The sequence below is a fragment of the Bacillus solimangrovi genome (assembly GCF_001742425.1).
Taxonomy (GTDB): domain Bacteria; phylum Bacillota; class Bacilli; order Bacillales; family Bacillaceae_N; genus Bacillus_AV; species Bacillus_AV solimangrovi.
The window spans coordinates 89,509-102,838 of record NZ_MJEH01000005.1; the positions used below are offsets into that span (position 1 = coordinate 89,509).

Sequence of the window (13,330 nt, forward strand, 5' to 3'; positions counted from 1 at the left end):
AGGAAAAAGCAAGCCGATTAAGACTGGCTTGCTTTCGGTAAAATATAAAAACTTGTAAAACGATTTTCTTGAAACAACTCTTCTGCAGAAGCTTTTACATCGGATAATGTTAATTTTTCTAATACTTCAACGATTGAAAATAGGTTCATATCGTGGAATTGGTACCTCGTAAATTGGTTTGCAATAAATTCTGGAGAGTTTAATGACCGAAGGAACGAACCGATCTTTTTGCGACGAATACGCTCTAATTGTTCCTCTGTTAACACTTTATCGCGTTCATTTAAAGCAATTTGTTTTATTCGTTTTGACAGTTCCTTCGGTTCACTACTATCACTTCCAATTATAGCGAACGCAAAATCTCCCTCTTCTGTATAGTCATAGCTAAATGTTTCATCAATTAAACCAGCTTCATACAATTGTTCATAAAAAGGTGAACTCTTACCGAATATCATGTCTAAAAGCACTTTCATTGCTAGCTCAATTTTTAATTTTTCGATTCCTCGTTTTTGTGGAGCACTCCCCTTGAAACCGATCATACACTTTGGACGCTGAACAGACATGTGTAATTCTTTCTCTGTTACATGAACCGCTTCAGGTTCATCTGGAGAAAAACGTTCAATAGGTGGCTGCTCTTGATATTCCTTTTGGGATTGATTTTCTCTAACTTGTTGCATAATACGCTCAGGTTCAACAGCTCCAACTATAAATAGAAGCATATTACTCGGATGATAGAACGTATTATAACAAGTATATAGTAATTCATCTGTAATCTTTGCGATTGACTCTTTCGTACCTGCAATATCAATTTTCACTGGGTGGTTTTGATACATATTTTCAATAACCCCGAAATAAGCTCGCCAATCTGGATTATCATCGTACATCGTGATTTCTTGACCAATAATGCCCTTTTCTTTTTCAACCGTTTCTTCAGTAAAATAAGGGTCTTGCACAAAATCAATTAAAGTTTCAAGGTTTTGTTGGACATTTGACGTGCCTGAAAATAAATATGCTGTTCGTGTAAATGAAGTAAATGCGTTGGCGGATGCACCCTGTTTGCTAAAACTTTGAAAAACATCCCCATCCTCTTTTTCAAATAACTTGTGCTCAAGGAAATGAGCAATTCCATCAGGAACTTTCAATTCATCCTTTTCACCTAAAGGAACAAAATGATTATCGATCGATCCATACTTCGTTGTGAATACAGCGAACGTTTTTTGAAAGCCTTTCTTCGGTAAAATATATACGTCAAGGCCATTTGGTAACTTCTCATAGTATAATGATTCATCTAATTGTGAGAATTGATTTACATCCATTATGCACCCTCCGTTCCTTTTAGGAAATAAATGGTGTCTATATGAATCGTTTCGCCTACCTTAATTAACTCTTCTCTTGTCACACGCTCAATACCATCAATCCATTGTTGTGGTGTTCTTTGTATACCACCTAATACATTTTGATATGCCATTTCAATAAATCCATGTGCCGTATCCATCATTTCTAACAATTGATTTTTAAGCACTGCTTTTGTTTGAGCTATTTCATCATCGGTAAAATTCCCTTGCTTCATTTCTTCCATTTGCTCCCGAATTATAGATAATGCTTTGTCATATTCCTTTGATTCGATACCACTCATAACGAAAATCAGTCCTTTATGACTTTCAATACGTGAGGCAGCATAATACGCAAGTGAGGCTTTTTCTCTAACATTTATAAACAGCTTAGAATGAGAAAACCCACCGAACAATCCATTGAACAATTGCAATGCATAATAATCTTTATCTGAATACGTTATCTCTGTTCGATAGCCAATATGTAACTTACCTTGCTTTACATCATGCTCCTCAATAATCTCCTGTTCTTCATGTGAAATAAAATGAGTAACATTCGTTTTATTTGCTGTTCGTGATTGCTGTATAGGTAGCTTGAAATATTTTTCGGTTAACGTTTCAGCCTGATTTTCTTCCAAATCACCGATAAAATAAAGATCAATTTCATCGTTATGAAGCATATGCTCGTATGTTTCATACAAACTTTCAGCAGAGATCGAATCAACTTCATCGATATTCCCATGAACATTTAAGCGATATGGTTCATGCTGGCACATTTCCTCTACTAAACGCATGTTAGCATAACGCAATTTGTCGTCATAAATTGACTGTATTCGCTGCTTTAATGATCGTTTCTCTTGCTCAACAATCTTATTATTAAATGCGCCATCTTCTAATGCGGGGTGTTGCAATACTTCAGCTAGAAGTTGAACACCTTGTTCTAACAATGGTTCATTAGTTGAAAGAAACTTCTCATTAGCAATGTCCATACGCAACGTAATAATATGATTCTCACCTTTTTTAGCAACCTCACTTGATAAAACTGCACCATACAGCTCTTCAAGGCGACCTCTTAACTTGGTAGCTGTTGGATAAGATTGTGTACCTGATTCTAAGACATGTGGAAGCAAAGAACGAGTTGTAACCGTGTCTTCAAGTAATGGAGCCTTGATCTTTAAAACAATTCCATTTGTTTTAAATTTTTTTGTTGTGATTGTATGAAGTGTTAATCCATTTAAACGGATCTTCTTTTCATCAATTTGTTCCATTTTCATTCCTCCTTTTTAAACATAAAATGTTTCATTTTTTACTATGTTGCGTTGTACACACTATTATCATCCATTTTTTCTCTATTATCAGCATACGCAAAACATCATGTTAATATTTTCATATATGACCAACCATTGCTTTTATTTTCTCTTTTCTTCACTTAATTTGCAAGAAATGAGAAATACACCTCCGTTTTAGTACAATTTATACTAAAACGAAGGTGTACAAATCAAGTTTCAACTTAAAATGATGCTTATAAAAATAAAGTAACTTTATCTTTGCCCTTTTTCATATGGTTTTCCAATTGCCTTAGGTGCATCAGCACGTCCCACAAATCCAGCTAAAGCGAGGATTGTTAACACATACGGAGCAATTGTTAAATACACCTTCGGAATATCTTGCAGTAACGGTAATTGTTCACCTGTAATACTTATTGATTGGGCTAGTCCAAAGAATAAGGCTGCTCCTAATGCTCCTAATGGATGCCATTTACCGAAGATCATTGCTGCTAGTGCCATGAACCCTTGACCAGAAATCGTTCCATGTGAGAAGTTTCCTGAAATAGATGTCGCATACACAGCTCCACCAATACCAGCTAAAACACCTGATAAGATAACACCTGTATAACGCATTCTCTTTACATTAATTCCCATCGTATCTGCTGCCATCGGATGTTCACCTACTGCTCGTAAACGTAAGCCGAATGGAGTTTTATAAATGACAAACCAAACTACAAATGCAAACAATATTGCAATATATGAGGTTAAATACGCACTGCTAAAAAACAATGGCCCAATAATTGGAATATCACTTAAAAATGGAATATCCATTTTATAAATACGCTCATCAATAAAGTCTGTTTGTCCTTTTCCATAAATCTTTTTAATAAGGAATACCGTTAAACCTGCGGCTAAGAAGTTAATGGCTACACCACTGACAACTTGATCAGCTCGTAGTGTAATCGAGGCCACAGCATGTAATACTGCGAATAAACCACCGATAACACCTGCAATTAATATCGCTACCCATGGGGCTGCTATGCTAAGGGAATCTTGCAACGTAAGTGTCCCAACTATACCAACGAAAGCCCCCATTAACATTAGACCTTCAAGACCAATGTTAACAACACCTGAACGTTCACTGAATACACCACCAAGTGCTGTGAAGATAAGTGGGGATGCATAGAAAATGGCTGCAGGGATGATAATTTCAAGTATGTGCATGATATCCATTTAGTTCCCCTCCTTCTTGAAACGGTTTAAGAACACACGGATGATGTATCCAGAAGCTACGAAGAAAATAATTAACGCAATTATAATCTCAACTAACTCTGTTGGAACACCTGCAGATGATTGCATTGTTAGCGCACCAATTTTTAGACCGCCGAATAAAGCTGAACCAAAAATAACGCCAAGAGCTGTGTTTGCTCCAAGTAACGCTACTGCGATACCGTCAAAACCAACACCAGTGAAGCCTCCGTTAATCGTCATATATTGATACGTACCAAGTCCTTCCATCGAACCTGCTACACCAGCAAACCCTCCTGCAATGAGCATTGAAAGGACAACGTTACGAGATACATTCATACCCGCATATTCCGAAGCATGTTGGTTAAAACCAACTGAGCGAAGTTCGTAACCTTTGGAAGTTTTCTCAAGAATAAACCACATAAGAACTGCACCGATTATCGCGATAATAATCCCATAATGCATACGTGAAAACTCAGTTAAACTTTGCAAGAATTCTGAGGATAATGATGCACTTGGTTGAATCGTATCCGTACGTTCACCAGGAACGAGCAAATAATTACGAATAATAGAGTTCGTTACGTGTAAAGCAATATAGTTCATCATAATTGTGACGATAACTTCATGCACACGAAACCTAGCTTTTAGAATACCAGGTACAAATCCCCATAACGCACCTGCAATTGCTGCTGCAATGATAGCAAGCGGAAGATGAATAAGCTTTGGTAAACCTTCAAAAGCAACCCCTACCCAGACGGATGCTAACCATCCGACAAGCATTTGCCCTTCAACACCGATGTTAAATAAGCCCGTTCTAAAAGCAAATGCAACAGATAGACCAGCAAGAATAAGCGGACTCATTGCTCGAATTGTTTCACCAATTACGTACGGGTCACCGACGATACCTTTAATTAATGCTGAATACCCTTCAATCGGATTATAATTACTAACTAACATAATGATAGCACCAACAATCAATCCAAGTACGACAGAAAATATCGGTACGAGAATATTAATGAAACGTTGATTAGATAAAAGGCGTTGCATTATTTATCACCTTCTTTCTTAAGGCTTCCTCCAGCCATTAACAATCCAAGCTCTTGTTCACTCGTTTCTTGAGGATCAACGATATCAACAATTTCACCTTCATAAATAACCGCAATCTTATCACTTACATTAATAACTTCTTCTAATTCAAGACTTAATAAAAGCACTGCTTTTCCTTTATCACGTTCTTCAATTAATTTTTGATGGATGAATTCAATTGCACCAACGTCTAAACCACGTGTAGGTTGTGCTGCAATTAATAAGTCAGGACTTCGATCGACTTCTCGAGCAATAATTGCTTTTTGCTGGTTTCCTCCTGAGAGTGCACGTGCTAGCGTATACTCATCTGGTGTGCGTACGTCATACTCTTTGATTAAGGAACGAGCCTTATCATAAATAGCAGTTTCGTTTAAAACTCCCATATTTGAATACGGCTTTTGATAATACGTTTGAAGGACCATATTTTCACCAATCTGAAAATCAAGTACGAGTCCATGCTTATGACGATCTTCTGGAATATGGGCAACACCTGACTCCGTAACTTTTCGTGGCGTGTTGTTCGTAATTTCTTTCCCATTTAAACGAATAGATCCTGATTCTACTTTACGCAATCCAGTAATCGCTTCAATTAGTTCAGATTGTCCATTCCCATCAATTCCAGCAATTCCAACAATCTCACCAGCTCTAACTGACAGGTTTAAGTTTTTAACAGCTGGAATGTTTCGCGCATCATTTACCATTAACTTTTCTATCGTTAACACCTCACCTTGAGGCGATGCTTTCATTTTATTAGTCTTGAAATTCACTTCACGTCCAACCATCAAAGATGCTAGTTCATCTTCATTCGTTTCAGAAATAGAAACAGTTCCAATACCTTTACCTTTACGAATAATTGTACAGCGATCACTAACTTCCATAATTTCTTTTAACTTATGGGTAATTAAAATAATTGATTTACCTTCTTGAATTAACTTACGCATAATTTGAATAAGTTCTTTAATTTCTTGTGGTGTTAATACCGCTGTCGGTTCGTCAAAAATGATTATATCTGCACCACGGTATAATGTTTTCAATATTTCGACACGTTGTTGCATTCCGACTGAAATATCTTCAATTTTTGCATTTGGATCTACATGAAGACCATACTGTTCAGATAATTGTTTGATTTCTTTAGCTGCTTGTCTAATATTAACTGTTCCATATTTAACAAGCTCATTTCCTAGAATAATATTTTCTGTGACTGTAAAGTTTTCAACGAGCATAAAATGCTGATGCACCATACCGATACCAAGGTCATTTGCAACATTTGGATCCGTAATTTTCACTTTTTCTCCACGCACTTTAATTTCTCCAGCTTCAGGTTGGTAAAGACCGAAGAGGACATTCATTAAGGTGGACTTTCCTGCGCCATTTTCCCCAAGCAGGGCGTGGATCTCACCTTGTTTAAGTTGTAATGTAATATTGTCGTTTGCAACAAATCCGTTAAACTCTTTACGAATTTGGTTCATCTCAATAACATGTTCCATGCTGCTCCCCCTTCGAAAAAACAGAACCCTCTTTGTCTTTGTCAGAGATACTGTTTTTCTATTAAATTAGGAAAGAATAACTATATACCTATTCTGCAAGATTGTGAAATTATACCTAAATTTTACATAGTCCTTTATTACTCTTTAAATCATCCTAAGGTTAAAATCAAGCGCTTTGCTTCATTGAGCAAAGCGCTTGTATGTTCTCAATTATAGAGCAGATAGGTAACTCTCATATTCTTCATCAGTAGTAGGTACTTCAATTTCACCATTTAGAATTTTTTCTTTAAATTCTTCTACTTTTTGAAGAGATTCATCAGTTACGTTTTCTTGTGAAGGTGCGATTCCAACAGCATCTTCTTCAAGACCGAATTGCAATAATTCTCCACCTGGGAAGTTTCCTTCCATCGTTTGTTTTGATACATCGTATACTGCAACGTCAACACGTTTAACCATTGATGTCAATGTAACATTTTCAGGCATACCTTCTTCATGTTGATCACGGTCAACACCAATAACCCATACTTTTTCGCCATTCTTCGCACGGTTTTTCGCTTCTGTGAACACACCATTACCAGTACCACCTGAAGCATGATAAATGATGTCTGCACCATTACCATACATAGTGTTCGCGATCGCTTGACCTTTTTCAGGTGCGCCAAAATCTTCTGCATATTGAACGACAATTTCTGCACTTGGGTTTACTGCTTTAACACCCGCTTTGAATCCATTTTCAAACTTCTTAATAAGTTCACCTTCAACGCCACCTACAAAACCTACTTTGTTCGTTTCAGTTTGTAGACCTGCTACAACACCTACTAAGAATGAGCCTTGGTGCTCTTTAAATGTGATATTAGCGATATTATCAATTGTATTACCACTATCATCAGTAATAACACTGTCAACAATTGCTAATTGTGCTTCAGGTTTTTGTTGTGCAATTTTCTTTACATCGTCTGCTAATAAGAAACCAATACCATATACGAGGTTATAATCATCACGTACAAGTGTATTTAAGTTTGGTAAATAATCACTTGGTGAATTAGATTGTGCGTATTTGAAGCCTACTCCTTCTTCAAGTTCAAAATCTCCACCAAATTGCGTCAAACCTTCCCAAGCAGATTGGTTGAATGACTTATCATCAACACCACCAGTATCAGTTACCATAGCAACTTTGAAAATACCAGACTCTTCATTTCCACCTTCTGCTACTGCACCTTCGTTACTACCCTCATTACTCTCTTCTTTGCTAGTTTCATTGCCACCTTGTCCACATGCTGCAAGAATTGTACCGACTGCTAAAAGCAACACAAGTAAAAATGTAAACCTTTTCATTTTCATTATATATTCCCCCTTCGGAATTAATAAATATTACTTACTAAAAATTCAGTCTAACCTCGTTAAAAAAATCACCCCCTTTAATGATGTATTAAATGCTATTTTCGTTTTTTCTTCATAAAATTGTTAAAAGGAATGACACTTCTGTCTTATACACGTTTTCTTAAAACATGGAAGCTGAATTTATCAGCTCGAAAATAGTTACATGAATAAATTACTGGTTCATCGTTCAAATCATAATGCATTTGTTTTAAAACAAGGAGTGCTGTATCTTTATCACATTGCAAAATGGGTGAAACCTTCTCAGAATAGCCAAGTGGCTCTATGTATGTAACAGCGTAAGAAATAAACCTATTTGCTTGCTTTTCTAACACATCGAATAAGGACTCTTGGTCATACGAAAAATCTTTCGGTAAGATCCCTTTTGGAATCCGATCGACACAGTAAACGACAGGCACATCATCTGCTGTACGAACACGTTCAACATAAAAAAATTCATCATCTTCATTACATTTGAAATGTTTGATGTCCTCTTCAGTCGCTTCATAATACCAAGAATCAAGAAAGATTGTCCCAGGTGTCTTCCCACCACGATTAATCATTTCTGTTACACTGTATAATTCCTCAATTCCTGATGAGAAATCTGGTCTGGAATTAACAAAAGTTCCAACTCCGTGACGTCTTACCACTACGTTTTCTTCCTCTAAAACGCGAAGTGCTTCACGTAAAGTTGCTCGGCTTACACCAAGTGATTTTGCAAGTTCAAATTCTGATGGAAGCTTCTCCTGTTCTTTAAAAACACCGCTTTCAATATCATTCTTCAAACGATCAATTACCTGCAAATACAGGTGACGGTTATCTGGTTTTAACCTCATCTTAAATCCCCCACCATCTATGTCATATTATTTGTAGGATATCAGACTTCTGATGTATGACATTGATTTATCAATCGTCAATAATATAACACTTTTCTCTTAATTAATAAATACCAATTCACAAAATTGTTAATTACTTTTTTTAATGTAGAAATACATAAAATATTCAGAAATACTCTTTTGTCCATTTTGGCTCAAAAAAAAACCGTTGGTATTATTAAAACCAACGGCTCTTTCAACTTTAAAAATCTATTAATTATTACTTTATGAAGTTGCTTCTTCCTCTTGCTTACTAATTAATACCTCTCTAGGTTTACTACCTTCATATGGGCCGACGATACCTTGTGCCTCCATTGCATCAATCAGTCGTGCTGCTCGAGTATAACCTATGCGAAAGCGTCTTTGAAGCATAGAAACAGATGCGGTCTGCATCTCAGAAATTAATTGCACAGCATCATCGTATAACTCATCATTTATTTCGACAGTCGTTTCTGGTTCTTCTTTCGGAATCATGTCTTCTTGATATTGTGCTTTTTGCTGAGAAATAACAAAATCAACGACTTCTTCTACTTCCTCATCGGATAGGAAGGCACCTTGTACACGAACTGGCTTAGATGCACCTACTGGCATAAAGAGCATATCGCCTCGTCCTAATAACTTCTCGGCTCCACCGGAATCAAGAATGGTACGCGAATCTATTTGAGACGATACACTGAACGCTACACGTGATGGAATATTTGCTTTAATGACACCTGTAATAACATCAACTGATGGACGCTGTGTTGCAATAATTAGATGAATTCCTGCTGCACGTGCCATTTGAGCAAGTCGAGCAATAGCATCTTCTACATCGCTAGAAGCGACCATCATTAAATCTGCAAGCTCATCCACAATTACAACAACATACGGTAATGTTGGTTGTTTGGCATCCTCTTCTTCGTTATGTCTTTTTATATATGTATTATAGCCTTCAATGTTACGTGTACCTGTATGACTAAACAGATCGTAACGTCTTTCCATCTCTGCTACAACTTTTTTCAGTGCTTGTGAAGCCTTCTTTGCATCTGTTACGACTGGCGCAAGTAAATGTGGGATGCCGTTATACACATTTAACTCTACCATTTTAGGATCGATCATCATCATTTTCACTTCATGTGGTTTTGCTCGCATTAAAATACTTGCTATTATCCCATTGATACACACACTTTTTCCACTCCCAGTAGCACCAGCTACGAGCAAGTGTGGCATCTTATTAAGTTCACCGAGCACAGCTTCACCAGAAATATCTCTCCCTAACGCAAACTGCAAGAGCTTATCTGTATGATTGTTGTCCGATTCGAGAACTTCTCGAAGTGATACCATCGCAACCTCTTGATTAGGTACTTCAATCCCTACTGCTGATTTACCTGGGATTGGAGCTTCAATTCGAATATCTTTGGCCGCTAGAGCAAGTGCAAGATCATCACTTAAATTAACGATCTTACTTACTTTCACACCTACATCTGGGTATACTTCATATTTTGTAACAGCTGGGCCTAAATGCACCTTCATAACTTTTGCTTTTACACCAAAGCTTTGAAATGTCTTCTCAAGCTTTCGAGCATTTTCAGATATTTTTCTACGTTCAAGATTTTGACCATTATGTTGAGGAGTTGCAAGCAGATCGAGTGGTGGCAATTGATAATCTTGATTTTCAATCGCACTCATAACTAAAGGAGTAGCATCTTCTACGATCTTCTCTATTTGTTCTGGTACAGAAGGTTTCTCCTTTAATTCCGAATCCATTGACATAGGCTGTTCTTGGATTTCTTGCTCACTATGATCAATTGATTGCTCTGTATATGCACGTTCAGCAAAATCTGAAATTTCTGGCTCAATAAATTCTTCTATATAATCTTCTTCTGTTGTTAATGATTCCACTTCTTTATCAGTATACTTTGATTGTTGTTGATTCTGATTCTTCTCTTTCTTTCGAGTTTTTTTTCGAGATAAGCGATTCTTTAAATTTTTTAAGTCCTGTAGAAAGCCTGTCCATTGTTCTTTCATGAATAATCGAAACTTAGTGAAGATCTTTGAAAATACATCATGCATAGATTTTCCAGTTATAAACATGATAGCAGCAACCATTAATACAAAGACGATCAGCTTCGTACCTAATACATCAAATAATACGTAAAACATCGAAAATAATAATGCCCCTACCATTCCACCGCCAAGATCATGAACCGTTGACTCACCTTTTACTTCCATCCAAAACATTTCCCACGTACTCTTAATAACCGACGTCTCAGACCACACTGCCTTAGCCATTAAGCTTTCAAACAAACTTACATGACTCGATAAAACAAATGCAAGGCTAAAAATGTATACACCTAAAAGACGTTGTGAAAACAATGGTGGCTTTTTCCTTTTTACGATTAGATATAAGGCGATAGAAAACATCCCTAATACGAGTAAAATATACCACTCACCAAAAAAGAACCTGAACAATTGGACGAAAATTTCTCCAACTGTACCAAGTTTCGCCAATGTAATACATGTAATTGCAAATAAAAACAAGCCCGCCAATTCAAAGCGTAGCTGCTCTTTCCAACCTTTCTTTGGATCTTTCCTTCTTTTCTTATTTTTAGCCATTATGTCACTCCAATCGTTCTACAAGACCTTACTCATTTATCATTTTTTTATATTATGTATTTAGAAAAAAACAAAAAAGAAAGCCAGCGCATGAACCCGCTGCCTTCTTATTATAGCATATGAAAACTTTAACTTACATTTCAACAGTCATATTCATCATCGTTCCAGGCATGTATTTTTGATTAAGATAATCGTTTGGATTACTACTTAATAATCGAACAATTCGACATTGTGATACTGAGACTTGTTCAACAACCATCTGAACACCATTATGAGAAATAACTGTCTGATTCATATAATCTTGATTTTCAGCAGGGAAAATAAGTTCTAACGGTAAGGTCGTATAATGAATCATTGTAACAACTCCCCATGCTCTTCACTAGGTCTGTTTGATTCAATTAGTTCGTTCAACTTCTTGATCGCACTTCCGACTCCACCAACTTCATTAATCAATCCATATTCAACTGCATCAGGTCCAACAACATTCGTACCGATATCTCGCGTTAAATTTCCTTTTGACAGCATTAATTCTTTAAATTTATCTTCCGTAATATTAGAATTTCTAGTTACAAAATTTACAACGCGATCTTGCATCTTATCGAGATATTCAAATGTCTGTGGAACACCGATGACAAGACCAGTTAACCTTACTGGATGAATTGTCATTGTTGCTGTTTCTGCAATATAACTATAGTCTGAACTAACAGCGATCGGTACACCTATAGAGTGACCTCCACCTAAAACGATTGTGACAGTCGGTTTTGACATTGTTGAAATCATTTCAGCTAACGCAAGCCCTGCCTCTACGTCACCACCAACAGTATTCAACATTACAAGCAAACCTTCTATTTTGGGGTTTTGCTCAACTGCGACAAGTTGTGGAATAATGTGTTCATATTTTGTTGTCTTATTTTGAGGTGGTAATTGTACATGTCCTTCAATCTGACCAATTATTGTCATACAGTGGATATTCGAATCTGCTTGGCTCGGCAAATTGGTTTGACCAAACTGTTGAAGTTTATTAATAAGTGAATCCTTTTTATCTTGATCAGTCTGTTCTTCTTGCTGATTATCATCATTATTCATCTGCATCCCAGGTAAATGAATCATTCGCTTACCCCTTTCTAGTATGAACAAACATACAAACATGTTTTCCTATGCCTAGTATGAACTAGCAAACAAATTTCATGCCTAAGATGATAAGTTTTTTATCGTCTTTAAACTATCATTTATGTGGACGAAATATAATAAATACATCACGCTTAACCATTGTCTCTTCATAAAGAAAAACACCGTCATAAAACGGTGTCTTACTTCAAATTTCCATTATGATTGGAAGAATCATTGGTCTTCGCTTCGTTCTCTCAAATAAATAATGACTTAACGTCTCACGAATATTCGTTTTTAACGTGGACCAATCTTGAATTTTTGCCTCCATACATTCATTGAGTAAGTTCGTAATCAAATCACTCGCTCCATCCATTAACTCTCCAGATTCTCTCACATACACGAAACCTCTTGATAAGAGTTCAGGTCCAGACACCACTAGTGATCTTTTTTTACTTAACGTTACTACAACGAGTAGAACACCGTCTTCTGATAATAATCGTCTATCACGTAATACAATATTACCAATATCTCCTACACCAAGACCATCTATTAATACATTACCAGCAGAAACTGTACCATTCAAACTTGCTTCATCATTCTTAAACTCGATACATTCTCCATTTTTTAATAAGAAAGTATTTTCTTTATCTAATCCGATAGCAATTGCCAAATCAGCATGGATTTTTTGCAATCGATATTCACCATGAACAGGAATGAAAAATTTAGGTTTCATAAAACTTAGCATAAGTTTCAATTCTTCTTGACATCCATGTCCCGTAACATGTACATGTTTCTGACCATATATAACATTTGCACCAGCACGAAATAGTTTATCTATAGTGTCTGACACAGACTTTTCTGTTCCCGCTACTGCATGTGCAGCAATGATAACAGTATCATTTTCTTGAATGCTAATTTGACGGTCAGCACCTGTAACAATTTTAGATAAAGCTTTC

Annotated in this window: 11 protein-coding genes; all 11 read right to left on the reverse strand. The window is 36.4% G+C overall.

The window, feature by feature from the left end:
* Nucleotides 1–17: 17 nt before the first annotated feature.
* Nucleotides 18–1,313, reverse strand: a complete 1,296-nt coding sequence (gene yfmH, locus BFG57_RS02620) for an EF-P 5-aminopentanol modification-associated protein YfmH (RefSeq protein ID WP_069715913.1) — start codon at nucleotides 1,311–1,313, stop codon at nucleotides 18–20.
* Nucleotides 1,313–2,596, reverse strand: a complete 1,284-nt coding sequence (gene yfmF / locus BFG57_RS02625; protein WP_069715914.1) for an EF-P 5-aminopentanol modification-associated protein YfmF — start codon at nucleotides 2,594–2,596, stop codon at nucleotides 1,313–1,315. Before yfmF ends, yfmH begins: the two co-directional genes overlap by 1 nt.
* A gap of 273 nt (nucleotides 2,597–2,869) precedes the next feature.
* The gene (locus BFG57_RS02630; RefSeq protein WP_069715915.1) at nucleotides 2,870–3,829 is read right to left on the reverse strand and encodes an ABC transporter permease; all 960 of its coding nucleotides are present in this window, start codon (nucleotides 3,827–3,829) and stop codon (nucleotides 2,870–2,872) included.
* Complete coding sequence (locus tag BFG57_RS02635) at nucleotides 3,830–4,891, reverse strand: ABC transporter permease (RefSeq protein ID WP_069715916.1); 1,062 nt, start codon at nucleotides 4,889–4,891, stop codon at nucleotides 3,830–3,832.
* On the reverse strand, nucleotides 4,891–6,417 hold the full coding sequence (locus BFG57_RS02640; protein ID WP_069715917.1) for an ABC transporter ATP-binding protein: 1,527 nt from the start codon (nucleotides 6,415–6,417) through the stop codon (nucleotides 4,891–4,893). The genes BFG57_RS02635 and BFG57_RS02640 overlap by 1 nt, the downstream gene beginning before the upstream one ends.
* Before the next feature lie 210 nt (nucleotides 6,418–6,627).
* Nucleotides 6,628–7,758 carry a BMP family lipoprotein gene (locus BFG57_RS02645; protein WP_069715918.1) on the reverse strand — a complete coding sequence of 377 codons (1,131 nt, stop codon included), beginning with the start codon at nucleotides 7,756–7,758 and terminating at the stop codon, nucleotides 6,628–6,630.
* Between the two features lie 146 nt (nucleotides 7,759–7,904).
* Nucleotides 7,905–8,630, reverse strand: coding sequence for a GntR family transcriptional regulator (locus BFG57_RS02650; protein WP_069715919.1), 726 nt, complete (start codon nucleotides 8,628–8,630; stop codon nucleotides 7,905–7,907).
* Nucleotides 8,631–8,894: 264 nt separating this feature from the next.
* Nucleotides 8,895–11,264, reverse strand: a complete 2,370-nt coding sequence (locus tag BFG57_RS02655) for an FtsK/SpoIIIE family DNA translocase (protein WP_069715920.1) — start codon at nucleotides 11,262–11,264, stop codon at nucleotides 8,895–8,897.
* Between the two features lie 133 nt (nucleotides 11,265–11,397).
* A complete protein-coding gene (locus BFG57_RS02660) occupies nucleotides 11,398–11,619 on the reverse strand; it encodes a YlzJ-like family protein (RefSeq protein ID WP_069715921.1) in 222 nt (73 codons plus the stop codon).
* Nucleotides 11,616–12,356 (reverse strand): ClpP family protease, encoded by a 741-nt coding sequence (locus BFG57_RS02665; protein ID WP_069715924.1) that lies wholly within the window; start codon nucleotides 12,354–12,356, stop codon nucleotides 11,616–11,618. The genes BFG57_RS02660 and BFG57_RS02665 overlap by 4 nt, the downstream gene beginning before the upstream one ends.
* A gap of 223 nt (nucleotides 12,357–12,579) precedes the next feature.
* Nucleotides 12,580–13,330 (reverse strand): ribonuclease J (locus tag BFG57_RS02670; RefSeq protein ID WP_139125038.1); only part of this gene is annotated, 751 nt, incomplete at its 5' end.